This is a genomic window from Limosilactobacillus panis (assembly GCF_019797825.1).
Taxonomy (GTDB): domain Bacteria; phylum Bacillota; class Bacilli; order Lactobacillales; family Lactobacillaceae; genus Limosilactobacillus; species Limosilactobacillus panis_A.
In genome coordinates this window covers 1,897,950-1,923,510 of the sequence record NZ_CP081855.1, presented here as the reverse complement: position 1 = coordinate 1,923,510, position 25,561 = coordinate 1,897,950, and the positions used below count along the sequence as shown (strand labels likewise).

23 protein-coding genes are annotated in these 25,561 nt (G+C 47.1%); 13 read left to right on the top strand and 10 right to left on the bottom strand.

All coding sequences use genetic code 11. From position 1 onward, the window contains the following. Nucleotides 1-6 precede the first annotated feature (6 nt). The gene (locus KZE55_RS09145) at nt 7-999 is read left to right on the top strand and encodes a LacI family DNA-binding transcriptional regulator (RefSeq protein WP_222258227.1); all 993 of its coding nucleotides are present in this window, start codon (nt 7-9) and stop codon (nt 997-999) included. A 637-nt stretch (nt 1,000-1,636) separates the two neighbouring features. Beyond that, entirely contained in the window at nt 1,637-2,920 is a 1,284-nt protein-coding gene (locus KZE55_RS09140) for a dicarboxylate/amino acid:cation symporter (protein WP_222258226.1), read from the top strand. Nucleotides 2,921-2,983: 63 nt separating this feature from the next. Here the strand turns inward: KZE55_RS09140 and KZE55_RS09135 are convergent, their stop codons facing one another. Next, entirely contained in the window at nt 2,984-3,457 is a 474-nt protein-coding gene (locus KZE55_RS09135; RefSeq protein ID WP_047767714.1) for an Lrp/AsnC family transcriptional regulator, read from the bottom strand. Nucleotides 3,458-3,664: 207 nt separating this feature from the next. Between KZE55_RS09135 and KZE55_RS09130 the strand changes: the two genes are divergently transcribed. Further along, complete coding sequence (locus KZE55_RS09130) at nt 3,665-4,126, top strand: universal stress protein (RefSeq protein WP_222258225.1); 462 nt, start codon at nt 3,665-3,667, stop codon at nt 4,124-4,126. Between the two features lie 120 nt (nt 4,127-4,246). Continuing rightward, complete coding sequence (locus KZE55_RS09125) at nt 4,247-5,302, top strand: serine hydrolase domain-containing protein (RefSeq protein WP_222258224.1); 1,056 nt, start codon at nt 4,247-4,249, stop codon at nt 5,300-5,302. Between the two features lie 79 nt (nt 5,303-5,381). Here the strand turns inward: KZE55_RS09125 and KZE55_RS09120 are convergent, their stop codons facing one another. From KZE55_RS09120 to zwf, 3 genes are all read right to left on the bottom strand, one after another. Further along, nucleotides 5,382-7,325, bottom strand: coding sequence for a glycoside-pentoside-hexuronide (GPH):cation symporter (locus KZE55_RS09120; RefSeq protein WP_222258223.1), 1,944 nt, complete (start codon nt 7,323-7,325; stop codon nt 5,382-5,384). 283 nt (nt 7,326-7,608) lie between these two features. Then, on the bottom strand, nt 7,609-9,042 hold the full coding sequence (gene gndA / locus KZE55_RS09115; RefSeq protein WP_222258222.1) for an NADP-dependent phosphogluconate dehydrogenase: 1,434 nt from the start codon (nt 9,040-9,042) through the stop codon (nt 7,609-7,611). Nucleotides 9,043-9,178: 136 nt separating this feature from the next. Next, on the bottom strand, nt 9,179-10,660 hold the full coding sequence (gene zwf / locus KZE55_RS09110) for a glucose-6-phosphate dehydrogenase (protein ID WP_222258221.1): 1,482 nt from the start codon (nt 10,658-10,660) through the stop codon (nt 9,179-9,181). Nucleotides 10,661-10,959: 299 nt separating this feature from the next. Between zwf and KZE55_RS09105 the strand changes: the two genes are divergently transcribed. Together KZE55_RS09105 and KZE55_RS09100 are read left to right on the top strand one after the other, a co-directional pair. Continuing rightward, nucleotides 10,960-11,520, top strand: a complete 561-nt coding sequence (locus KZE55_RS09105) for a cadmium resistance transporter (RefSeq protein WP_222258220.1) — start codon at nt 10,960-10,962, stop codon at nt 11,518-11,520. Between the two features lie 34 nt (nt 11,521-11,554). Further along, the gene (locus KZE55_RS09100; RefSeq protein WP_396442460.1) at nt 11,555-11,890 is read left to right on the top strand and encodes an ArsR/SmtB family transcription factor; all 336 of its coding nucleotides are present in this window, start codon (nt 11,555-11,557) and stop codon (nt 11,888-11,890) included. A gap of 61 nt (nt 11,891-11,951) precedes the next feature. Here the strand turns inward: KZE55_RS09100 and KZE55_RS09095 are convergent, their stop codons facing one another. Beyond that, nucleotides 11,952-13,118 (bottom strand): CynX/NimT family MFS transporter, encoded by a 1,167-nt coding sequence (locus tag KZE55_RS09095; RefSeq protein ID WP_222258219.1) that lies wholly within the window; start codon nt 13,116-13,118, stop codon nt 11,952-11,954. Nucleotides 13,119-13,265: 147 nt separating this feature from the next. Here KZE55_RS09095 and KZE55_RS09090 point away from each other — a divergent pair, with 147 nt between their 5' ends. Further along, the gene (locus tag KZE55_RS09090; RefSeq protein WP_222258218.1) at nt 13,266-13,700 is read left to right on the top strand and encodes a VOC family protein; all 435 of its coding nucleotides are present in this window, start codon (nt 13,266-13,268) and stop codon (nt 13,698-13,700) included. 611 nt (nt 13,701-14,311) lie between these two features. Further along, nucleotides 14,312-15,694, top strand: a complete 1,383-nt coding sequence (ltrA, locus tag KZE55_RS09085) for a group II intron reverse transcriptase/maturase (protein WP_222258217.1) — start codon at nt 14,312-14,314, stop codon at nt 15,692-15,694. Nucleotides 15,695-15,957: 263 nt separating this feature from the next. Here the strand turns inward: ltrA and nrdI are convergent, their stop codons facing one another. Together nrdI and KZE55_RS09075 are read right to left on the bottom strand one after the other, a co-directional pair. Next, on the bottom strand, nt 15,958-16,428 hold the full coding sequence (nrdI, locus tag KZE55_RS09080; RefSeq protein ID WP_222258216.1) for a class Ib ribonucleoside-diphosphate reductase assembly flavoprotein NrdI: 471 nt from the start codon (nt 16,426-16,428) through the stop codon (nt 15,958-15,960). Between the two features lie 74 nt (nt 16,429-16,502). Further along, nucleotides 16,503-17,870 carry a hemolysin family protein gene (locus KZE55_RS09075; RefSeq protein WP_222258215.1) on the bottom strand — a complete coding sequence of 456 codons (1,368 nt, stop codon included), beginning with the start codon at nt 17,868-17,870 and terminating at the stop codon, nt 16,503-16,505. A gap of 164 nt (nt 17,871-18,034) precedes the next feature. On the opposite strand from KZE55_RS09075, the gene KZE55_RS09070 reads away from it, so the two are divergent. The 3 genes from KZE55_RS09070 to KZE55_RS09060 are packed head-to-tail and all read left to right on the top strand — an operon-like array spanning nt 18,035 to nt 19,981. Then, the gene (locus KZE55_RS09070; RefSeq protein ID WP_222258214.1) at nt 18,035-18,898 is read left to right on the top strand and encodes a P-loop NTPase family protein; all 864 of its coding nucleotides are present in this window, start codon (nt 18,035-18,037) and stop codon (nt 18,896-18,898) included. Between the two features lie 14 nt (nt 18,899-18,912). Next, complete coding sequence (locus KZE55_RS09065) at nt 18,913-19,467, top strand: NAD(P)H-binding protein (RefSeq protein WP_222258213.1); 555 nt, start codon at nt 18,913-18,915, stop codon at nt 19,465-19,467. Then, nucleotides 19,454-19,981 (top strand): DUF1836 domain-containing protein, encoded by a 528-nt coding sequence (locus tag KZE55_RS09060; protein WP_047769710.1) that lies wholly within the window; start codon nt 19,454-19,456, stop codon nt 19,979-19,981. Before KZE55_RS09065 ends, KZE55_RS09060 begins: the two co-directional genes overlap by 14 nt. 47 nt (nt 19,982-20,028) lie before the next feature. Here the strand turns inward: KZE55_RS09060 and KZE55_RS09055 are convergent, their stop codons facing one another. Together KZE55_RS09055 and KZE55_RS09050 are read right to left on the bottom strand one after the other, a co-directional pair. Beyond that, nucleotides 20,029-21,150 (bottom strand): AI-2E family transporter, encoded by a 1,122-nt coding sequence (locus tag KZE55_RS09055; RefSeq protein ID WP_222258212.1) that lies wholly within the window; start codon nt 21,148-21,150, stop codon nt 20,029-20,031. A gap of 2 nt (nt 21,151-21,152) precedes the next feature. Next, nucleotides 21,153-21,995 (bottom strand): TIM barrel protein, encoded by an 843-nt coding sequence (locus tag KZE55_RS09050; RefSeq protein WP_222258211.1) that lies wholly within the window; start codon nt 21,993-21,995, stop codon nt 21,153-21,155. 124 nt (nt 21,996-22,119) lie between these two features. Here KZE55_RS09050 and KZE55_RS09045 point away from each other — a divergent pair, with 124 nt between their 5' ends. Together KZE55_RS09045 and KZE55_RS09040 are read left to right on the top strand one after the other, a co-directional pair. Next, complete coding sequence (locus KZE55_RS09045) at nt 22,120-23,046, top strand: hypothetical protein (protein ID WP_222258210.1); 927 nt, start codon at nt 22,120-22,122, stop codon at nt 23,044-23,046. A 17-nt stretch (nt 23,047-23,063) separates the two neighbouring features. Then, nucleotides 23,064-24,020, top strand: a complete 957-nt coding sequence (locus tag KZE55_RS09040) for an NAD(P)-dependent oxidoreductase (RefSeq protein WP_222258209.1) — start codon at nt 23,064-23,066, stop codon at nt 24,018-24,020. Between the two features lie 63 nt (nt 24,021-24,083). On the opposite strand, the gene KZE55_RS09035 is transcribed toward KZE55_RS09040, so the two are convergent. Then, nucleotides 24,084-25,520: a C69 family dipeptidase gene (locus KZE55_RS09035; protein ID WP_222258208.1), complete on the bottom strand. Its 1,437-nt coding sequence runs from the start codon at nt 25,518-25,520 to the stop codon at nt 24,084-24,086. Nucleotides 25,521-25,561: the final 41 nt, after the last annotated feature.

Genomic DNA, 25,561 nt, shown 5'->3' with positions numbered 1-25,561 from the left:
GTGAGGATGGCAGTAACGTTACGAGACATTGCAAATAAAGCTGGGGTATCAATTGCGACGGTATCGCGAATCCTCAACAATGACGTGACCCTTTCAGTTAACGAAAAGACCCGGCAACGGGTAATTGCGACCGCTGAGCAGTTTAACTATACGAAACATAAGCGGACGCAGAACAACCGGGTCCAAAAGGTTGCGGTTGTTCAGTGGTACTCACTGACCCAGGAGCTGGATGATCTGTACTACATGGCTATCCGGATGGAAATTGAGCGTTCTGCCCAACGCCGGGGGCTACAGACCGTGCCGATTTACCAGAATAACATGGAGGATATTCCTCAAGACGTTACTGGTATTATTGCGATTGGTAAGTTTAGTGATGCCCAGGTAGAGAAGTTTCAGTTAGTGACAAAGAACATTGTCTTTGTTGATTATGATAGTTTAGCTGCTGGTTATGACTGCTTGGTTCCCGACTTTGAAAATGCTGTTCGTTCCGTAATTAGCGAGTTCGTTAATGAGGGAATCAAGGACATTGGAATGCTAGCGGGAACGGAAACCACTACGGATAACGAGATTGTTCCGGACCTCCGGCGCTTCTATTTTGAAAATGACCTCCGCCAAAAGAACCTGTATCACTCCGAATTTATATTTGCCGGCGACTACACCTCGATGTCGGGATATAAAGCAATGAAACGGGCAATTGAGCGGCTCGGTAATCGCCTACCGCACGGAATCTTTATTGCAAACGATCCGATGGCGGTTGGCGCGTTAAAAGCGGTTCAGGAAGCTAAGATTGCGATTCCGCAGCGGTTAGCGTTGATCTCGTTTAACGATACGGCGCTGGTCAAGTATGTTTACCCAAGTATGTCAGCGGTCCACGTGGCAACGGATGAAATGGCCCACGCGGCGGTTGACATGATGGTCAAGCGGCTAAAGAATCCAGATGCGGACCCGTGCAAGACAGTTGTGGGAACGCATTTGATAAAGCGGCAGACAACAAAATAAATGAGTGCGGAACCCCCCGAAGAGGGCCGTATGACTAACATGGGAAAACGGTTGGCGCAGAAGGCGCCAGCCTTTTTTTCTGTTAGGCACTAGGCCCGTGGGGGTGGAGCACGTTACGGCTATGTAAAAGTAGAAGTACGGCAACCGGAGTTGACGCTGTAAGCGTCGGCTTCGGTTGTTTTAGCGTGTACTGCAGAACACGTTGCAACGTTAAAGAAAGTTGAAAATGCCGACTAGGTGAGCCAATGCCTAGCCAGCATTTTTATTTGGCAGGGAGAAGACGATATTTAAAGTTGCTGTGATTTTTAAATAGTGAATAAAGACCAGAATAAATATTTTTTCAAAAAAATTTAAAAAGCAAATCCGGACAATTGTAGAATATTTTAGCCAAACGATAAGGACGGATACTAGGGCAATATTGTGGTAAAAAAGGTATATTATTATTTTATATCCAGGCTATTTCAGACAAAACCAGAACTTTACTATCATCATTCCTAGAAAAGTGTTATTTATAAATAGTGAACTTGCTATATAAATATAATGATTCTGTTCGTATTTTACCCTATCAGTTAGTGAAAAGTAAGCCGACATGTGATAAAGTATTCACTGACATTGAAAGGGAGAGAAGGATGTAAAAGTGAAACATTATCGGTTCAGCCGTCTAAGCATGGGATGGCAAATTATGATTGGTTTAGTTTTGGGAATTATCTGTGGAGTGATTTTCTACCAAAATAATAGTGCCATCACAGTGATGCAAAGTCTGGGGACAATCTTTATCCGCCTGATCCAAATGATCGTTATGCCAATCGTTGTTTCCTGCTTAACAGTAGGGATTGCTAACATTGGTGATATTAAGAAACTGGGCCGGATTGGGGCCAAGACCTTGATCTACTTTGAAATTTTGACAACGATTGCCCTGATTCTTGGTATCGGGATGGCCAACTTGACCCACCCCGGAACGTTTATTAATATCCATGACCTTCACGCAACGGATATTTCTCAATACATGTCGACTGCCAAGCACGCGGCCCATGACAGTGGCTTTTGGCCTTTAGTCCTGTCAATCATTCCGACAAATATTTTTAAATCGATGTCTGACGGTGACATGATGCCAGTGATCTTGTTCTCCGTCCTGTTTGGGCTGGGAATTGCTGCGGTCGGTGAGAAAGCCAAAATTTTAATTGATGTTTTAAACGGGGTTTCTGAAGTAATGTTCAAGGTTACTAACTGGGTAATGAAGTTCGCCCCAGTTGGGATCTTCGGTCTGATTGGGATGACCATTGCGGAAATGGGGCTAGATGCACTGCTCCCGCTTGGCTACTTTATCCTGATTGCCTACGCCACGATGCTGATTTTTATTATCGTTATTCTCGGAATTACCGCCCATCTCTTCCACTTGCGTTACTGGAAAACAATGCGGGTTATCTGGGATGAAATTGTTCTGGCGTTTACAACCGCTAGTTCAGAAGTTACCCTCCCTCGGTTGATGAAGAAAACTCATGAGATGGGGGTTGATAAGGGAATCACCTCCTTTGTTATCCCAACTGGTTACACTTTTAACCTTGATGGGTCTGCTATTTATCAGTCCCTTGCCGCAATCTTTTTGGCCCAAGCTTATGGTCTGCACTTAACCCTTGCCCACCAGATTACCCTGCTAATTGTGTTAATGATTACTAGTAAAGGGATGGCGGGTGTGCCTGGGGCATCCTTTGTTGTCCTACTCGCTAGTGTTTCCACCATTGGGGTACCAATGGCGGGGCTGACGTTCATCGCCGGGATTGACCGGTTTGTCGACATGGGCCGGACAGCCGTTAACGTTGTCGGCAACTCAATTGCGACCCTGGTTATCGGTGAATCAGAAAAGTCGTTAGATCGTGACCAGTACAACAAGTTTATTGATAATTACGGAAAGAATAAGTAATAATTGCGATAAGAAAGGCCGGGATGAAAATTATTTCGTCTCGGCCTTTCTGCGTCCTTTTTATTATTCGCTTAGTTTATCGTTCTCGTCGTCATCTTCGTTTGCCAGGTGGATTCCCCGGTGGTTGACGCTGGTACTAAAGACAATCTGGGTACTAGTTTTTCCAAAGCGTTGCTGGATGGTGTTGATGAAATCGTCCAAGTTGGTGGTTGAGGGAAAGACAACCTCCATAATTTCGGAATAATCGCCCGTTACGCAGTTACATTCGACAACGTTGGGCACACTCTGGACGAAGGGATAGAATTCCTTTTTTTGCCGTGGTTCCAACTGGACCTGGATAAAGGCCCGGACGTGGAAGCCAATTTTTTCCATGTTAATGGAAGAGTGGTAGCCATTGATCACCCCCGCCTTTTCCAGCTTAGTAATGCGGGCGGCGATTGCAGGCGAGGAAATGAAACATTTCTTAGAGAGTTCCTTTAATGACACCCGGGCATTCTCTTGCAAAGAGTTAATAATTTTGCGGTCGATTTTATCCATAAAGTTCCCAGCCTCATTTCTCTATATGATTAAATAATAATGTTATTATTCTCATATTAGCTTAATGTATTGATTGAATTGTAGGTGATTTAGCCGTAATTGTCAATTGTGAAAAAATACGCGAGTTCGCGTGAATCCTTACTTATCCCGGTAATTTAATGGTACAATAGTTACATAGGAAAAAAGCTGCATTGGAGGCTTAGAGATATGGATCAAGAATACCAAAATATCTTAGTACCAGTTGATGGTTCTAAGGAAGCAGAATTAGCACTAGAACGGGCAATCTTTGTTGCTAAGCGTAACGGTGCCCATGTTGATGTATTGAACGTTATTGACACCCGGGCAATGGCATACAACTTTGCGGGAATGTCCGATGGGAGCATTGCTTATCAATTGGTTGATAAGTCAAAAGAATACCTGACCAAGCTGTTAAAAGAAGCAAAGGAAAAGAATGACTTTGATAATATGGATATCCACATTCGGTTGGGTAACCCAAAGACAATCATTTCCTTTGACTTCATTCATGACCACCATAATGACATGATCATGATTGGGGCTAGTGGCCTTTCACGGATGCAACGGGCAGTGATGGGATCCGTTACCTCCTATGTAAAGCGGAACGCCCCTGTGGACGTCTTGGTTGTTCGAACGGCCGTTGATAAAGCCTAACATAATCCCGGATTAAAACGGGTTCCAGTGTCACCAGTTTTTGGCACGGAAACCCGTTTTTGTGTTTGTGTTAGAATGGAAATCTCAGATAGAAAACAAAGATTGAAAGGGGATAAGACAATGAGCAAGCACGGACTGAGGACCCTCTTTTTAGTCTTAAGTGTTAGCTTAGGATGCTTTTTAAGGCCAACCTTAGTCTGGGCCCAGGTAGCAACCCCGGCACAAAGGGAGGCGGTTCAGCACCTCCTTTTGCAAAAACACGTCAACGGGCTGGCCCTAATAAATGGCCCTGGTGACCATCCAGAAGTGGTTAGCAACCAGGTAACAAGGGACTCCCAACAGGTGGTCCGGACAAACCGCCTGATCCCGATTGCCTCCTTCCAGAAACTGATGACCGGGGTGGCAATTAACCAATTAGTCCTTTCCGGAAAATTAGTGCTGAGCACGCCGCTGAGCGCTTTTTACCCGCAGGTGGCCAATAGTTCGCAAATTACAATAGGGCGGCTGATGATGCACACGAGTGGCCTTCGTAACGTCCCTGGTAAGTTAGCGGCACCGTTAGAAAACGAAGCGGCCCAAAGTCAGTATATGTTAAAGCATTACCGGTCAACGGGGAAATTTAGTTGGTGCTATTCTGACGTGGACTTCAGCTTTTTAGCGGCCATTATTCACCGGACGACCCGGCAGTCGTACCAGAATTACCTGGCGGACAAAGTTTTAGGACCCCTGGGGGTGCGGGTGGAGTTCGCTGACCATCTTACAAACGGGCACCGGGTAACTCAGGCGATGGGGAAAAAGCAGGGGTGGTCAACCTTACAAAAGCGCATGTCAAAAGAGCTCGGGGCTGGCGATATCCTATGTACCCCGGTAGCCTATTGGTACTTCTTGTACCATGGCGTACTTGATAACCCCACGATGCTGGCCCAGTTTACTAATCGGCAAGCAGTAGGGGAGACTTACTTTGGTGGTGCCTATATCGAGGCCCCATATCTCCACGCCAATGGTTACCTGAGTGGGTATTCATGTACCTTTTACAGTAACTGGGAAAGCCAGCAGACGGTGATGCTCTTTGCCAATAACCTTTCCTATCATGAATTACGGGTGGTCAACAGTCAACTAGTGCATGCTTACTTTGATGACCACCGGACAGAACAAAAGCAGATCAACGCCGAGTAGCGCTGACCTGCTTTTTTAAAACTATAAAAGACTGATTGGTAGTTTGCTGACAGTCAGCCTTTTACTTAACTAAATAACATTAGTCTTTCTTCGTGACTTTCATAATGTTGTCCTTGTCGGTGACCTTGTCGCCAGCCTTGGCTAACATTTCAAAGGCGAAGTTTTCACTATTAGTGACGGTGACGATAACCGTGTCATCAAGTCCCGCCTTCTTAATAGTTGGGTCCCAGAATTCCATGAGTTCTTGACCCTTGTCAACGTGTTGACCCTTAGTGAAGTAGGTTACGAAACCAGTACCATGTAACTTCACGGTATCAACACCGATGTGAATCAGGAGGGCAATTCCGTTGTCGGAAACTAACCCAACCGCGTGACGAGTTGAGAAGGTTGCCCGAACGGTACCAGCAAATGGTGCGTAAACCTTACCGTCAGCTGGCTTGATAGCAAATCCTTGTCCCATCTTACCTTCAGCAAATGCTGGATCACTGACGTCCTTGAGGTTAACAACTTCACCAGCAACCGGAGCTGGGATGTTAGTAACGCCAGCTTGTGGTTGTGGAGCGGCTTCTTCAGCAGTGGCGTTTTGGTCATTGCCTTCTTCACCAAGGTGCTTACCCCAAGTTTGTTCCAACTTAGCCACAATCTTGGCGTGAGACTTTTCATCCAACTTAACCTTAAGGGCGAAGATAATGATACCAACAAGAATTAAGGCAATTGGAATTAAGAACATGTAAATCTTGAAGACGCTAACGCCGTGAGCAGTAACAGTAGCGGCTGTAGCACCACCAGTCATTCCAGCAGCAACAGTAGCGGCACCAACAACACCATTAGCAACGGCACCACCGAACTTATCAAGCAGTGGCCGAATTGACAAGGTCAACGATTCATCACGGTGACCAAGCTTTAATTGACCATATTCAACAGAGTCGGTAATCGTCATCAAAACAACCAGGAAGATGATTGGTTGTGGAATGAAGAACAATTCGGCACCGAGCAGGACAAGTGCTAATGACTTACCAGCAAAGGCAAAAATTACAGCACCAAGGACTTCAATCGTTGCAGCACCATAGAAGAGCTTGTGACGCCCAATCTTACCTGAGAAAAGTGGGAAGGCGAAGACGGAGATAACACCGACAACCGTGTTCAGACCACCCAGGATTGAGAAGGCCTTAGAGTTACCAAGAACATAAGTGAAGTAGTACAGTTCAAAACTGTTCAACAGAGTTTGACCAGTAGTGAAGAACAGGTAGGACATCGCAATTGCCAACAATTGGTCGTTCTTGATCAGGATGTGCAGGATATCCTTTAACTTAGTTTGCTCCTTATTTTCACGAAGCAGTGACTTTTGTTCGTGGGTAAACATCCCCACACCGATTGCAGTGATTGCCGAAATAGCAGCAACGATAACGGCGAAGATGAACCAACCACGGTCGTCACCGGTCCCACCGTTTTGATTGATGGAGAAGAACAGAACCATTGGCATGATAACAAAACCGATGATTTGTCCACCGATGGTTGAACCAACCCGGGCGAAGGTAGCAATCTTGTCACGTTCGTGTGAATCGAATGACATGGCTGGAACCATGGACCAGAAACCAACATCATTGAAGGAATAGAAGACATCCATGATGATGTAGATGATAGCAAAGACAACCAGGTACATGATTGGACTAGAAACGTTCAGACCGCCAAGTGGGGTGAACAGTGCGGCCAGGAGGACGGCAGAAATAACACCACCGCCAACAACCCATGGCTTAAACTTCCCCCATTTGGTCTTGGTCCGGTCGATGGCATTACCAATCAATGGGTCAATCAGTAATTCCACAATCCGGAGAATCATGATGATCATCGTAACGTATCCGACCATCCGGTTATCAAAGGACTTGTTACCGGACGTAAACAGGTGACCGGTAACGTACATCATAAAGTAAGTAGAAAGTAATGCAAAGAAGGCATCATGTCCAAACGCACCGAGTGAGTATGCGAGGCGCGAACGAACTTTATGTGGCTCTTGCTTATCCATTATTGACTCCCCTTTTCTACGTAAAATTAAATAATAGCTTACAGCCATTATGTTAAGCGCTTTCAATAAATATGTCAATATCTTTTTAGTAAACTTTTACGATTAAAATTGTTGGTACCTTTAATCTTTAATCATGGACGGGCACGGACAAAAGGTTGTGAAATGGCGGTCAAACCACATTTGAAAGGCGGCAACAGGGACAAGGTAAAGTTTTATTTCGGCCAATAAAAAAAGAGAGGACCGGAAAGTTCCGGTCCCCTTGTAGGATTCAGTAGCAATGATTTTATTGTTCTTTGTACCAAGTGTAGTGGTAGTTACCTGGGCGGTCAACACGTTCATAAGTGTGAGCACCGAAGTAGTCACGTTGTGCTTGCAGCAGGTTAGCAGGAACAACTTCTGCACGGTAGGAGTCGTAGTAGCTAATTGCAGCGCTAAGAGCAGGAACAGGGATACCAGCCTTAACAGCAAGGGCAACGATGTCCCGAATAGCCTTTTGGTACTTCTTAGCGATGTCCTTGAAGTAGTCGTCAAGAAGAAGGTTCTTCAAGTCAGGGTTCTTGTCGAAGGCATCAGTGATGTTTTGCAGGAATTGGGCACGAATGATGCAACCGGCACGCCAAATCTGTGCTAATTCACCCATCTTCAGGTTCCAGTTGTAACGTTCGGAGTCGATTCGCATTTGTTCGAATCCTTGTGCGTAGGACATAACCTTACCGAAGTAGAGAGCTTCACGAACCTTTTCAATCAGTTCCTTCTTGTCATCAATGGAGATGGCTTCCGTTTCTTCAGGTAAGACCTTGCTTGCGGCAACCCGTTCGTCCTTCATCATGGAGATGTAACGAGCGTAAACGGCTTCAGTAATAACGGATTGTGGAGCGCCACTTTCAAGGGCTGTTTCAGAACTCCACTTACCAGTACCCTTGTTGGCACCACGGTCAAGAATCATGTCAACAATTGGCTTGCTCTTGTCATCACCAAGGTCATCCTTACGGGTCAGAATGTCAGCAGTGATGTCAACCAGGTAACTGGATAGTTCACCCTTGTTCCATTCTGCGAAGGTCTTAGCAATGTCATCAACTGGCATCTTCAAGACGTTTCGCATAATGTTATAACTTTCGTCAATTAACTCTTCGTCACCGTATTCGATCCCGTTGTGGACCATCTTTACGTAGTGGCCGGCACCGTTAGGACCAACATAGGTAACACATGGTTTGCCATCTTCAGCCTTGGCAGCGATTTGAGTCAAAATAGGAGCAACTAAGTCATAAGCTTCTTTTTGACCACCTGGCATCAGGGCAGGACCGTGGAGGGCACCAAGTTCACCACCGGAAACACCCATGCCGATGAAGTTAATACCGGACTTGTCCAGCTTAGCATTCCGAGCCATGGTGTCGTGGAAGTTAGTGTTCCCACCATCAATCAGAACATCACCTTTGTCAAGCAGAGGGAGTAATTCATCAATAACGGCATCGGTTGGCTTACCAGCCTTAACCATCAGCAAGATCCGCCGTGGCTTTTCAAGGGAGTCAACGAAGTCCTTAATTGTGTAACTAGGAACAAGCTTCTTGTCGCTGTGGTCCTTCATCATTTCGTCAGTCCGGTTACGGTGACGGTTGTAGACACCGACAGTGAAGCCCCGACTTTCAATGTTTAATGCAAGGTTTTTACCCATGACAGCTAAACCGACAACACCGATTTGTGCTTTATTCTCTGACATTAAAGTCACTCTCCTCTTAAAGAAAAACATGTAATTATTTTCACAATGTCCATTATAACAAAAATATTTAACAGTGCAACCGATATCTAATAACAAAAAACGTTTTAAGAAAATTCTTAAAACGTTTTTGAGTATATTAGTGGTTTAAACGGTAGACCCATTGGCGACCATCACGGGCAAGCAGTTCATCAGAGGCTGCAGGGCCCATTGAGCCTGGTACGTAATTAGGGAACTGTGGCTTTTCAATGTCCCAAAGCTTCCGAATTACGTCAACGAACTTCCAAGCATAGGCAATTTCAGCCCATGATGCGAAGTTGGTGTGGTTACCTTCCAGAGCATCGTGGAAGAGACGTTCGTATGGTTCTGGGGATTCCTTCTTGTCGGTATCACTTTGCAGGTACTTCAGGTCGACTGGTTGGGTCGTGAAGCCTTGGCCAGCGCGCTTAGCGTTTAATTGCATAGCAAAGCCAGACTTAGGTTCAACAAAGATTGTCAAAACGTTGGAGTTCAAGGTTTGGTCGCTTTCGTGACGAGGGTCAGCGAAGATATCGATCAATGGCTTCTTGAAGACAACGTCAATTCGGGTGAACTTGTCGGCTAACTTCTTACCAGTCCGAACGTAGAATGGCACACCAGACCAACGGTAGTTGTCAAACATTAATTTGGCAGCTACGAAAGTTTCGGTACCAGAATCAGGCGCAACACCATCTGCGTCACGGTATGCTTCAGTACCGTTCCCAGCATCGTATTGACCACGAACAAAGTTAGCGGCGGCTTCGGATGGGGTGTAGACACGGAGACTCCGTAATGCCTTAATCTTTTCAACCCGAACGTCGGTATCGGTAAATGAAACAGGTTGTTCCATTGCCAATTGGGCAACGATTTGCATAATGTGGTTTTGAACCATGTCACGAAGGGCACCAGAGTTGTCGTAATAACCAGCACGTTCTTCGACACCGAGCTTTTCACTCAGGGTAACTTGGATGTTGTCGATGTAACGGTTGTTCCACAAAGATTCGATGATGGTGTTACCAAAGCGTAGGGCTTGGATGTTTTGAACCATTTCCTTACCCAGGTAGTGGTCAATCCGGAAGATTTGGTTTTCATCGAAGGTCTTGGACAGTTCGTCGTTCAGCTTCTTAGCGGAGTCAAAGTCACGACCGAATGGCTTTTCGATAACCAGGCGGTTAAAGCCGTCGTCAGAAAGTAGGTCTTGCTTCTTCAGGTTCATGGCAATAGTGCCAAAGAATTGGGGAGCCATGGACATGTAGAATAAGCGGTTGCCTTCTGTGCCAAACTGCTTGTCCAGTTCTTCAATCCGCTTCTTTAGGATTGTGTAGTGTTCAGGCTTGGTAACGTCATGTGACTTGTAGAAGAAGTGCTTGGAGAAGTCAGCAGCTTCGCCCTTGCGAGTTTCTTCAACATCCTTGATTGAGTCCCGAACAACTTGTTGGAATTCTTCGTCGGTGTATGGATGACGAGAAGTTCCGAGCAGTGCAAAGTGGTCTTGCAAGTAGCCCTTTTGGTAGAGCTTGAAGAGGGCGGTGTACAACTTCCGCTTAGCAAGGTCACCAGTTGCACCAAATAATGTAATAACAGCTTTATTTTCTGTAGCCAAAATGTTCACTCCTTCTGAAATTACAGAAATTCTATCACCTGTACAATTATATACTCTCAAACGCTTATCTGCACGGCAAAAGGAACCGGTTTCTGGATAGTGGTGAAATGGCCCACCGGTGGGGAACAGCGCCGTCAATAAGGTTGGTTGGGTACCGGTTGACGAATGGTCTAGAGCAAAAAGTTTTTTTGCCGGGAATGCCTTTACCGACACTAATTAACACAAAATTCTATCTTGTATATATACCAAAAATGGTATATAAATAATATATCGAATTTGATATATTGGAGGAAACAAAGATGAATTACTGGCTACTCTTGGTAACGTTTGTTGCCGTTAACCTAGATTTCTTTATTATTATGCTGTTTTTACTCCACCGTTACCGAACCATGGATGTGATGGTTGGCTACTTGGCGGGGGTGTTAATTTTGATGATCCTCAGCTTCACAATTGGTAAGGCCCTCGCCCTGTTTTTACCGGAATGGCTTCTCGGCCTACTGGGGTTCTTACCGATTTATATGGCGCTCCACGATAAGGATGAGGCAGCCCAGCAGACTGACCGGGCACCTATCCTGGCGACCTTAACCACGTATCTAGCGGTTTGTACTGGCTGTAACCTGTCAATTTTTTTACCGGTGCTGACGGGGATGACCATCAACTACTTTATAATGGCTCTTCTCTTTATCGGCGTCTTGGCAGTCGTGGTCGTCTGGCTAATAAAGGCAATTGGTGAACTACCAGTTGTCAAGAAGGGCCTGACGTGGTACGGGGATACTTTAATGAAGGTGATTTACGTTGGGGTTGGCCTCTACGTCTTTTACGACAGTGGTTTGATTACCCACCTGCTTAGTCTGGTATAATATTCCCTAATTAATTCAAAGAAGGGAATGGCAAATGGTGACCGCGACACGCGACCTGATTAATGAAGCGGCTAAAATTTATAAGGTATTAAGCAACAGTACCCGAATTGAGATTCTCTATTTCCTGCGTCACTGCGATGGCGAGGTGTCGGTTTCAACAATTGTTGACCAATTAGGCCTGGCACAGCCGGTGATTTCAAAGCAATTGGGAATCCTCCACCGTTACCAACTGGTTTGTCGCCGGCGGGAGGGTACCAAGGTTTTCTATATTCTTGATGATCCTCAGGTTGTCGAAATGGTTGATGACATGTTGGAACACGTTAAGCATGAGATTAAGGGTGAACCCCACCCACGAAATTTGTATAAGTAGGTAACAAGGCCGCCCATATGCGAATTTTCGCATATGGGCGGCCTTGTTTATTGATAGAAAGTTAAATATAGGAATGCCGTTCTGCTAGGACTCCAAAGATGGTAAAGAGAAAGGCAGCGGCGAAGATTACAATCAGACTTGCCGTCCAGCCGTGGGTTTGAGCATTTAAGCTACCGACCACGATGGGCCCTAGAGCAGCAATCAGGTAGCCGACGGACTGGACCATTCCAGAAAGGTTCCGGGTATCAGCAGCACTCTTCGTCTTGAGCCCAAAGAGGGTCATTGCCAAGACAAAGGTAGTTGTGGATCCGGCCCCTAACAGGAAGGCGACCACACAGAAGTAGGCAAAGGAGTTAACCGGGAAGAGCATCATCAGCGTTCCCAACATTGACGCGATTCCCGCGCCCGCCATAATGGACCGCCGGGTCTTCATCTTGGCCGCTAGGACGGGCACCGTGAAGGCAAACGGGATGGCAAACAGCTGGAAGAGGCCGGCAATCAGGCTTGCCTGGTCTCCACTCAGCCCGGCGTCCATCGAAATTGTTGGCAGCCAGGCAACGGTGCTGTAGAATACGAAGCATTGGAAGCCAAAGAAGAGAAGCAGCCACCAGGCATTGACCTTCTTCCACATGTTAGTTCCGGCTTCACTGGCTATGTTATTTCCACCCCGTTCGTTATACTTGAGGTTGGGTAACCATACAATAGCGGTTACCAGCGCAATTGCACTGATGATGATAACCGCCGTTTGCCAGCTACTTTGGTGGGTAATGGGCGTGATTGTGTAGGCACCAATTGCGGCAAAGAGGGTCATCGCGGTGTTGTACATTCCCGTGACGCTCCCCATCCGGTTGGGGTACTTATCAGAGATAATTGCCGGGAGGAGGACGTTAATGCAGGTGATGGCCATCCCGACCATGACGGTTCCCACCATCAGGAGTGTGAAATTGATAATGCGGAGGTAGGAACCAACAAACATCAGGACCATGGCAATTGCTAATGTTAATTCGTTCCCAATCCGCTGGGCCGTTGATGAAACAACGGAAGATAAGAGTCCAAAGCACAAGAGGGGGATCGTTGTTAAGATCCCCAGGCTTGTTGGGGCAACGTGGAAGGTTTGGGCAATTTCCTTAATAACGGAAGGGATCGAAGTGATTGGCATCCGCATGCAGACGCCCAGTAAGAGCAGCCCTAAGATTAACAATGGACTATGTTTTTTAACCTTTTCCAAGAGATTCGTCCTTTCTTTATGTAATTTAGCTATATCATTATAGCATATTGAAATGTTTTACCTAAGGGTGTAATTTACTTTTATCAATTTGACGCCAGCATTTCAGAAACATATAATCTAAAATGAAGTTTTAAACGGAGGAAAATTATGACGGCAAAAATATACCCGTACTTAACGTTTGAAAATGCTAAGGAAGCGATGGACTATTATGTCCAGAACTTTGGGGCTCAGATTACATATCACCAGCCACTGAGCGAACAGCAGGCGGAAAATATTGGCTTAAAGATCGACAGCTTGGCAGACACGACGCTGTATGCTGAATTTTTAGTTGCTGGTCAAAAAATTGCTTGTGCGGACGCGACGATGGGACATCCCCAGACGTCAACCTTGATTTCAATCATGCTCAACTTTGGTGAGGATAAGGATGGTGCTCAGCAACTCTTCAAGCAGTTGGCAGACTCGGACGAACAGCGGGTTACGGTTCCGTTCGGTAACTGGATTAAGGGTAGCATGATGGGACAAGTGGTTGACCACTATGGGGTCACCTGGATTATCTGTACGGGTAATGATATTGCAAACTAAAAAAGGAAGCGGGGGAAAGTTCCGTAGTCAATAGACTTACTACGCGGCACTGGACACCAGGAGCGCGCTTTGACTAGCTATGGTTGGTTTTCTTGCGATTTGTGTAATAACCAAAAATAAAAACGAGAGGCTGGGAGAAAACTTTGTTTTCTCACCAGCCTCTTTTCTAGTGCGCCCGGCATGGGTATTAGCTAGGTGGTGAAAGTCCGCTATGGGCCGTAGTAGTCGGAACCATGAGCTGAGGACAAGGGTGTCCGCTGTGAGGTGGAATCTGAAGGAAGTCTAAGGCAAAGTGCTGCACCGATGAACAAGAAGTAGCTATAAGGCTGAGAGTAACTGGATAAGGTTGCTAGACAAACTAAAGTCCAATACTACTCGAAGTTGCTTTCAGTAAAGCTAACGGTGACATGGTACGAAAGTTAATATTCTTACCCGGGGAGATCTGACCTACACGTTTCCGACAAGAGGAATGAATGAAATTCCACAGAAGCAAGCATAGCAGTGATGTTGTGTTGAGTAAGCCAGAAGTCAGCCGAGGTCATAGTAGTCTAATTAATTAGATGAAGGACCGAACGACAATAACTTATAACTTATATCGGAGGTGTAATCAGGTGCGACAATCGCAGAAAACAGAACCACAAGCTGACCGCTTGTCGAGGATAGGTTTGGAAAACCAAAAGTACACAAGGGCGCGTAGTACCGGTTATGGTGAAGGTAAAGGTATGAGTGTCACTATCCAAGACCAAGTCTTGGACCGCAATAACCTGAACCAGGCTTATTTGCGAGTTAAGAGAAATAAAGGAGCAGCGGGCATTGATGATATGACTGTCGATGGCCTCCTGCAATATCTTAGAGAAAATAAAACGGAGTTAATCACCAACCTACGTGAAGGCAATTATAAGCCAGTACCGGTTAAACGAGTGGAAATTCCCAAGCCCAACGGTGGAGTGAGGAAACTAGGGATACCAACGGTAGTGGACCGCATGGTCCAACAAGCAGTTGCCCAAGTGCTCACGCCAATCTTTGAGCGTATTTTCTCGGATAATAGTTTTGGCTTTCGCCCTCATCGTGGAGCCCAAGACGCAATCGCAAAGGTAGTTAAACTATATAATCAGGGATATCGAAGAGTAGTCGACTTAGACCTGAAGGCCTATTTTGATAACGTTAATCATGACTTGATGATTAAGTATCTCCAACAATATATTGATGACCCATGGACACTAAGACTCATTCGTAAGTTTCTAACTAGCGGAGTCTTAGACCATGGGCTTTTCGCTAAGAGTGAAAAAGGAACCCCACAAGGAGGGCCATTGTCACCACTACTGGCGAACATCTATCTAAATGAGTTGGACAAAGAGTTGACTAGACGTGGTCACCACTTTGTGCGCTATGCGGATGATTGTAACATCTATGTTAAAAGTCAACGAGCCGGAGAACGAGTAATGCGAAGCATTACCCAGTTTCTAGAAAAGCGCTTGAAAGTTAAAGTGAACCCAGATAAAACCAAAGTCGGTAGCCCGCTACGGTTGAAGTTTCTTGGCTTTTCGTTGGGTGTAGACCACAATGGGGCCTACGCCCGTCCAGCTAAACAATCGCAACAACGAGTAAAGAAAGCACTGAAGTTATTAACTAAACGTAATCGTGGAATATCTCTGACAAGAATGTTTGAAGAAATTCACCGAAAAATGCGTGGGTGGCTTCAGTACTACTCAATTGGGAAACTAACTAACTTTATTCAACGCCTTGACAAGTGGTTGAGGGTCCGAATAAGGCAGTATATTTGGAAGCAATGGAAAAAGTTTAAAACTAAGGTAACTAACTTACAGAAGTTGGGGCTGTTCCAGCATGATGCATATGTCTTCGCTAGTACCCGAAAGGGCTACTGGCGAACTGCACATAGTAAGACCTTGAGCTATTCTCTAACTAATAGAAAACTGGAACAACTCGGACTTATGAATATGTCCAAGACGCTCCAGTCAATTCAATGTGATTAAGTTGTCGAACCGCCGTATACGGAACCGTACGTACGGTGGTGTGAGAGGTCGGTAATTGAACTAATCAATTACCTCCTACTCGATTCTCCGAATGTTACACAGTAATCGCGGAAAAAAGGCGCGCTCCTAGTGTCTAGTTACGGACAATCGCCGGCCCGTTCCGTGCCAACGATCGCCCTATACTAGCCATACGGAGCGCTCTGATGCTTTTTTCCCAGCTTCTTGTTTTATTTTATAAACATATTTTTGAGGCTTAGTGCAGGTTAATCCTTTTCCCGCTTTGTCCATTCACGGCTTAGAACACCGTAGATTCGTTCGACATCTCGTGAGGTCCCCCGCAGTTCATAGTTATCAAGGAATGGGGCGTTAAATAATTTTGCATACTTACGTGCGGTCAGGCAGTATTGCTCGTTGAAGTTTCGGTTTCCGCTACCGACGACACCAATGCAGTACTTAGCGTTATTACCCTCCTCAATGTATTCACCAAGGGAGTTAGTCATGATTTCAGTGAACCCAGAATCAATCCCGTTACCACCAGTCAAATAGGTGGGCACGAATACGAAAAAAGGTGCCGATTCGCTGGCGGGAAGAGTTTGTGGCTCGATTTCCTTAGCATGAATCAATGGGTTATTTTTGTTGATAATGTTTTGTTGTTTAGCAAACCTAGATAAGCGATTAATAAAAGAGCGGGTATTTCCTTCAAGCGAAATATAAAGGATGTTCATTGTTGTCATTTTAATTCCTCTTTCTGCACTAATTAAACTTTTAGCCACCTGTTTAACTATACGATAAAACAGGTAGGGCGGCATTAATTATCTTCGTCTTTTGCCTTTGTTGATCCTAATTTTTTGACCTTTAACCAGTCAATATACGAATTCTCGTAGTCCATAATTGTAATTTCTAAGCCGCTTAAAGTAATTTGATCACCTTCGCGAACGTGGTTATAGTTTTCCAGAATGTAACCGGAAAGCGTAACGGTATCACTATTCTCGGGCTCGTTAAGTTCCACGTTAAAGAAGCGTTCAAAGTCATAGATGGTCGTTTTGCCATCAACGTGGTAGGTGTCAGGACTTAACTGGGAGATCATGTTGTCAGCAACGTTATCAATCTCATCACGGACAGTTCCGAACAATTCCTCATAAATATCCTTGTCCGTTACGATTCCGCTGGTTCCTCCGTATTCATCGACGACGACAACCATTGGGACCCGAGTCCTAATCATCTGCTTGAGGACTTCAGTAATTGGTGTGTTTTCTGGCGTTGTCGAAAGGTGGCGAAGAACCTTTGCCAATGAGACGTTGCCGTTAGCCTGCTTTTGACGAACCAGGTCGTAGTTGAAGACGTAGCCCAGGATCTTATCCCGGTCATTATTGGCAACCACGGGAAGGCGACTGTACTTAGTCTGCAGGTATTCCTTCAGAGCGTCATTAACGGTCCTGTTGATGTCAATAACTGCCAGCTGGGTCCGATAGATCATAATGTCTTTGGCAACTTTGTCGTTAAAGGCAAAGGCCCGCTTCATGTAGACCAGGTCATTGTGCTCCAGGGCGCCACCCTTAACGGCGTTTCGCGATAGGCTAATAATCTCGCTTTGTGAGAGCACCTCGTCATTTTCATCTGCCGGCTTCATGCCCATCAAGCGGACAATTCCGTTGGCAGATGAATTGAGGAGCCAGACAAAGGGATAAAAGATTACGTGAAAGTAGTGGAGTGGCGTGACCGTCAGCATCAGCATCTTGACTGGGATATCGATACTGATGTTTTTCGGAACAATTTCTGTCAGAACGACCTCAAAGTAGGTCAAAATCAGGACACCGACAATGGCACTGATGATGTGGGTCAGGTTGCTGTTGAGACCAACACTGGAGGTGTGAAGGGCGTCGACGAGTAACCTTTCGATAGTATCTTCACCAATCCAACCAAGGATAATCCCGCAGATGGAGGTCCCCACTTGGGTTGTTGATAGGTACTCGGTCAGGTTGGTAACCATCTTGATGGCTCGCGTAATTTTTACTGATGGCTTGTTACGTTTTGCCTGCAATTCTTCCAGGGCGGTTACCCGGGTTTGAACGAGGGCAAACTCGGCGGCGACGAAAAACGCTGCGAAAATAAAGGTAATGATGATAATAATGAAATTCATTAATATCTGACCATTATCCAAAATAGCATTCCTCATTTCTGTGTGAAAATAGTTACAATTTATTATTCTACATTATTTTGGATGAAAAGGCTTAAATATATTCCAATTTTAGGCAGTAATTGGCCAACTTTTCCCTGAATTGTCCAGAAAAATGCTAAAATTGAATGGTAATACTAAAGCCACTAACGGGGGATATTATTGTGAGTAGCGTTGTATTAAATGGGGTAACCTTTGAAGCTAAATCTGGTGACCAATTAGAGGACGTTTCAATGGGGTTGGTATCACCGCAGATGGTGGCCATTTGTAGCAGTGATGATGGTCCAGCTGCAGCCGTTGACCAACTTTTGTTGAGCCAGGGAAATATTATTGATGGCTCTGTTGAAATTAATGGGCAGGACATCGCCAACTTCCGGCGGCACCCAGAGCGGGTGATGGCCTTCTTTGAAAATATTCAGCTGAAAGGCAAAACGGTCGAAAAGGCTATTCATCGGGCATTACGACACATGAGTGGGGCTCTTGATGTCGAGCATACCCTCCAGATGCTTTTGCCCCTAGGAATCAAGTACAACATAAAGACGGCCACCCTCAGTGCGGTTCAGCAGCAGGAACTAAAGATCATCATCCTACTTGCCTTGCGCTGCCCCATTGTGGTGTTGGGGGATGCGCTGGATGGCCTGACGGAAAAGTCTCGGCTGGTAATCGGCAACCTTATTAAGGACTACACAAAGAAAACCGATTCCCTGGTTATTTTTACGAGTGACAATGTTTCAACAATGATGCGGTTTGCCAACACCATTTACTACTTCAACAGTAACCGTTTGACATCAGCCCGGGATCTGACGATGAATGACGGGGTCGATTGCACGGTTACCGTTACCGGGACCGGCTTCCCCGTTGAAATGGCGGTTAAGCTAGGGGCCCATATGTTGGAAGAGGCGGAAAACGAAGTCCGCTTTCTGTTTGCCGGTAACATCCAAGCCCTCTTGCCGCTACTTGAACAGAGCACGATCACCGATATTCGGATTGAGGATTCAATGGTTGAAGATGAATTGATGGCCTACTGAGAAGGGGTGATTTAATGGGCAGAACAGTAATCGTTAGTCGCCGCCATGACCAGCTAAGTCGCCTGCTCATGGAACAATTGTATGATGCGGTTGCCGTCAGCAGCTTTAAAATTGAGTTTAAGCGTGGCGACCAGTTATGCTGGCTTGCCCAGCCTGGTGACCCGGTTGACGACGAGGTCCAGGACCTGGCAAAATTAATTAACCAGTCCATCTTTTTACCCCGCAAGATCGTCATGCTTTCGATGGCGGGTACTGCTGATGATGCGGACATTAGCCAGTTGAAAAAGTGGTACGGCAAGAGTGCTCAAGAGTACCTGTGGGCCCACCAGTATGCGGTTAAAATGATTGATGAGTTCGAACTGCCCTATACCATTGTCCGGGCCCTCCCAATTATGGCGACGACGACCAAAGCCAAAATCACGGCAGAAGGGCAGTCAATAACGGGAACGGGCGTTAGTGAACAAGCTCTAGCGAAGGTCCTTAGCCAGGTTTTGGATAGTGACCAGTACGATGGGCAGTCGATTGGTGTTTCAGCCGAAGACGAGGGGGATTACGATGATAGAAAATAATCAATACAAGCAGTGGCAAGAACAGTTAATCCACGTTAAGTTCCCACGCTGGAAGGAACTCCCGGCCCTGGGGTTGTACATTGACCAGGTAGTCACAATCGTTAATGAGCAACTTAGCGGGGTCGGTGTTGAACCGCTGACCAAGTCAATGGTTAACAACTACGTGAAGAAGAAAATCATCCAGGCACCCGTCAAGAAAAAGTACGCCGTTAACCAGTTGGTCGACCTTTTGATTATTGGCTTTTTCAAACCAAGCTTCTCAATTGAAGAAATTCGGCGGGGGATCGCCCAAGCAACACTGCAGTCGTATCCGCAACAGGCATACGACCGCTTTGTGACAATTCTTGACCAGAAGCTGGCGGGGAAAAAAGTGGCCGTGGAAAACGCAGATGCCCAGACCGTTGAACTGACGAGCCTAGCGATTGACGCGGTACTGGCCCATTTAAAAGCTATCCACCTAGTACGCGAGATGCGGTGCCAGCAGGCTCCTCAAGTAGTTGTTAAGAAAAAATAAATTAGTAAAGCCCTTAGCGCTCGTGAGCTGAATGCTAAGGGCTTTTTCTATTCAGCTATTGATTTTTCCTTTGCTTGTTCTCGTTTGCCGACATCAGTGGCAACGATTCGGTAGATGGCGGCGAAGAGGGGGACCGTCAGCATCATACCGAGAATTCCTGAAATACTCCCGCCGACAATGACAGCAGCAAATACCCAGACGCTGGGGAGCCCGATGCTCTTGCCAACAACCAGGGGGTAAGTGACCCGGTTGTCAAACTGCTGGAGAAGGATGATAAAGACCAGGAAGATTCCCGCCTTGATTGGGGAAACGGCAAAAATCAGGACAACCCCTATACTGGCTCCCAGGATAGCCCCAATAATTGGAATTAGAGCGCCAAAGGCTGTGACCACGCCAATCATGGTGGCGTATGGCATCCGCAGAATGGTCATCCCGATAAAGCAGGCGATTCCCAGGAGGGCAGCGTCTTTACATTGACCGACGATGTAGCTGCTGTAACTATCGTCGAAGGTGTGAACGACGTACATCAGTGGGCGCTTAACCTTAGCCAGGTAGGTGTTGATTAAGCGGGAGAACTGGCGAGCCAGCATTTCCTTATAAATAAGGAGGTAAATGGAAAAGAAAAAGGCAATTACGGCCGTGGTGGCAACCGAGACAACGGAAGAGGCGGTTGACATGAGGGCCCTAAACGTGCCGCCAAAACCATAGGTCAGGTATTTTTGCGCCTTTGCCCAGGAAATGTGGCGGGGGTCAAAATTACGGAGGATCTTTTGGACATCGTCATTGTTCTCAAAGGTGGCAATGAAGCGGGTAATTACCCGGCTGTGGTTGGTGATCAAAAGCTGAATACAGTTGATGAGCTCCGGAATTACCAAGCGGATGACAATCGCCACAATCAGAAAAATGGTGAAGTAGGAAAGGAAAATCCCCCACAGGCGCTTAAACCGGCGGGCTTTTTTCTGCTTAAACAAGCGCAGGTACAGGCCTTCATACTGGCGCAGGAGGAGATTGACGATGTAGGCAATCACGCCACCAATCAGAAGGGGCGTAATGGCGCCCAAAAGCGTGCCTGCCCACTTGATGAAGTGGGGCCAAAAAATAATGGCCAGGTAGAGGATGAAGAGAGCGAGCACTAATGAGATGTGCTGCCTGTTAATGTATTTTTTCACGGTCAGTTTTTCTCCTTCTTACGCAGGTGGCGGGCAATTTGACACAGGTAAGCGTGACTATCCAACTGCTCTTGACAGTTGCTTTGGTCGCGTAGGTTAATCTCGTAAATACTGGTTGCATGGGGGTTAAGCAGGGGAAGGACTGGTGCCCAGTCGACCTTACCTGTCCCCAGTGTCAAGCTATCGTGAGTCAACCCCATCGAATCAACCAGGTGGTAGTGGACAACGGCTGGGGCGAGGTGCTTGAGGGAAGCCTGGAGGCCGCGGTTGTCACCATGTAGCCCGATGAAGCAGTGTGAGATGTCGAATGCCAGCCGGTAGTGGTGGCTTAAGATCTCGTCTTCCTCGTCCGGGTCACCATAGGCAAAGACGGGGGCAATCGAGTTTTCAAACATGATTTGGTCCCGTCCTGCCCGGGTAAAGCGGTCCAACCGCTGGTAAACGGCCTGGCGGGCAGATTCAACTGATGGGTATAAAGCGACCATGTGCTTGACTTGGTCACCAGAGTAGCCACCGTGAACGAGTACCTGGACGTGATAGTCATCAGCCAGGCGAATCAACTGCTCTGTAGTTGTCTCAATGAAGCGGTAGAGGTCAGGATACTCCTTTTCGGGAGCCACCACGTCAGAATGGTAACCGTGGAAGGTCATCGGGTGGTGGAGGACGATGTTTTTAATTCCCTGCGATTGGACGTATTGGATTGCCCGCGCCAGGTGACGGTAACCCTCGGGGGTAAAATCACGGGCGGCGGTAAAGAATTCGTAAACGTGGGGATGGTGTACTAGCCGGTCGTCGATTTGCTGACGGTCGCTGCTTCCCTTTAGCCCCAGCTGTGGTTGAAACATTTTAAAGACTCCTTTTTAATTCCTCGCTTCCATCATAGCAGATTTGACCAGTCGTAATGGAAGTCATCTAGATAATAATTTTGTTATAATTGATTTCAGTACTGATGATTCAAGAGGAAGTTAGATGGCAAATTCAGTGAAGAAATTTAAACAGGGCCCCTATTCAAAGCCGCCACTGGTTCTTGTCCCCATGATTTCCTTAGCCTGGGCTGGTGGCTGGATGACGATTACTAGCGCTTGGCAGGCGAGTGGTCGAATCCTGGCCCCTACCCAGGATTTGCAGGAATCCATCCTGCTACTCTCCGTTCCCGTCCTGATTGCCAATATTTACAACCTGCTACTCATTTACAACCAGCCAGCAATAGTCAAGCAGCAGGGGCACTACCAGGCTTTGGCAATAGTTAACGCGGTGGTAATGATTGCCGCTCTGGTCCTCGCTTGGGGCGCTCCCGGTCAGGTATTGGCCCCAGCGCGGCTGACAGTTTTAGGAACAGTTTTTTTGGCCCTGACAAGTATTCAGGCCCTGCTGGGCAACTATTTCGCCCAGGTTACCCGTTTGACCAGTCCCCTCTTTATTCCCTTGCCGCTCGGGAGCGGGGCCCTTATTGTCGCTAGTTACTTGCTAGCATTGGTTACGGCAAACCACGGCGTGTGGCAGCGGGGACTCATCATTATTTGCCTGGGGGCCCTAGCAATCCTACTAATTGCAGTGGGCAAAATGATCCCCCGGATGTGGGCCCCACTAGTTACTCGTCGGAGCGGCACCTACCAGTTTTTGGCCGGCCTGGTGGTGACGGCCACCTTGGTGGCGGCTTTGGCGGGGACGGACAGTTTTGTAACCTACTGGGCGGGCGGTTACCAGACCCTTTTGATCCTGTGTTTGGCTAATAGCCTGGTCGCGGCCACTTTCGGACTAGCAATTCTGGCCGCAATGCAGCGTTACCAAAACGACTACCGGTACGGCAAGGCGGCCCGGCACCCTTATCGTTATGTCCTGTTAGGGTGCCTGACCTTTTTGCTGGCCCTACTGATGTTATTGTGGAAATTCTGAAGACGGGAGGAAATCTGATGGCAAGAGCAAAAATCCTAATTACTGGCGACATCCCTGAAGCGGGACTACAAGAATTACGACAAAATTTTGATGTCTTCGACAATGCAGCGGTTACCGACCGGTCGTGGGTCCTCCGCCACCTCCATGAATTTGATGGGATGATCCTTTCAGGAACCAAAGGGGATCGTGAACTCCTTGATGCCGGGACCAACCTGAAAATTATTTCGACTAAGGGGGATGGCTTTGATAACGTTGACATTGACTACGCAAAACAAAAGGGAATCGTGGTTGCCCACTGTCCCCGCAGTGTTCGCTACTCAACCGCGGAAACTGCCCTGGGCCTGATTCTGGCAACGGCCCGACGTTTTCACTTTTATGACCACGCAATCCGTGAGGGCAAGTGGCTCGACGTTTCCAACCCGAAGTATATGGGCATGAACCTGGCGGGGAAAACGCTAGGTATCTATGGTTATGGCGGGATTGGTGGCCAGGTTGCCAAGTTCTGCCAGGTCCTGGGGATGAAAGTCCTGTACAACAAGCGGCACCGCTTACCCGCTGAAGAGGAAAAGCAGCGGAAAATTGAGTATGCCGATTTCGCGACCTTGGTTAAAGAGGCCGATATATTAAGCCTCCACGCACCTGCAACCCCGGAAACTGCCGGAGTATTTAACAAAGCGGTCTTTAAGCAGATGAAGAAGACGGCCTTGCTGGTCAATGTTGCCCGGGGGAGCCTGGTTAAGGAGGATGACCTTGTCTGGGCCCTGGAAACAGGTGAAATTGCAGGTGCCGGTCTGGATGTTTACGAACACGAGCCCAAGGTTACTGCCGCGCTCCGTAAACTTGATAATGTTGTTCTGTTACCCCATGTGGGGACGGGAACCACAGCTGCCCGGGTTGCGATGGCCAAGGAGGCGTCGCAAAACCTCATTTCCTATCTCCGCGACGGGGTGGCAATTAATCAGGTAAATAAGTAAAAACAAAGCCGAGACCGGAGAATTTTTCTCTAGTCTCGGCTTTACTCTATCCTTTATTCCCAATTACAAATTCTTGTCTATGTTGAAGGTCAGCTTGGAAAGCTCTAGGCCATGCATGATTAGTTCGGCCATCAGCTTCTTGGTCCGCTTGGCCATTTCGGCAACCATTTCGTGGGTCCGGTCACTCAAAAATTGGTTAACTTCCTTAGGATCCACCCCCTCAACCTGGTGGGCAACTTTGTTTACCCACCGATAAAAGTATTCCCGGCTGTCCTTTAAGTAGTCGAGATCGGCCTGGGTAAATTCAGCGTGGTGGGATTCAACAATCATCGAGAGGGCCCGGTACATCCAGTAGGCACTCTTGAAGTCCATGTTAAGCTTCTTTGGCGTCTCCCGGTAGCTAACGTCAATATCGTCGGCGTTACCAAAGAATGGAACATATGGAGTGAAGGTTGGCACCCCCAAGGCCATCCACATGATGGTGGAGGCCGCTTCGGGTAGGTCGTTGCGAATTTGCAGGACGTGCGAATTCTGGGTCCGGTTCAAGGAAATTGGCCGGAACATTTCCCGTTCTTGCTTGTTGCCCTCGTGACCCAGCGGATCGTAAGGGGTGCCTTGATAGTGACTGCTGAGGACATCTTGGACATCCTTTAAGGTCAACTTCCGGTCACTCCGCATGATGAAGGGCAGATCAAAGTTCAGCGGGTCCTGTTCAACACTTGGGTTGAGCAGTTTGTGGCCGTACCATTGCCGGGGCGTATTGTAGTACTGGTCGAAAACGTCAGCGGTCCCAAAGATATGGCGGAAGTTCCAACCGTGCTTGTCCGGGTTCAAATTGTTCTTCTCAACGAATTCTTGAATGCCGTCGGACCACATGAAGTTGGCCGGGTCATCGAAGTCAACCTGTTGGATAGCAATTCGGTTACCGGTTACGGCATACGCATCATCGGGGATTCGCTGGGCAACCCACTGGTGACCAGTGACGATTTCCATGTACCAGACATCGTTCTTGTCGGCGAAGATTACCCCGTTTCCTTCGGCAGAGCCATACTTAGCGATTAACTGACCGAGGTATTCAACCCCGTTCTTAGCACTATCGATGAACGGGAGGGTTGCTGCCACGATTAGGTCTTCGTTGATCCCGGTTTCGGTGTTCAAGGGGTCAACCGCCAGGACCCGCTCGTTTGCGTAGACACTTTCGGTCGCACTCATCCCCACGTTCTTTTCATTAAAGCCGCTCTCATCAAAGACCCCTTCTTTTTCGTAGTTAACGTTTGGGGTCCCCTGGTAACGGTAACCATCGGCAGGACGGTCAACCACACACTTATTAAGGTAGGCCTTTACCTGGTTCGGGTGGTTATGGTAGGCCGGGTAAGTGACAAAGCGTTGGGGAGTAAGGGGAGCGAAGGTATCATCGTTCCGGGCCGCCATGACGGAGCCGTCAATGGTTGCGCTCTTCCCAACAAGGACCGTTGTACAAGCGGATAAGTTCTTCTTCATTTCTTCAAAACCTTTCTTTTATTAAGATACTTATACTTTAA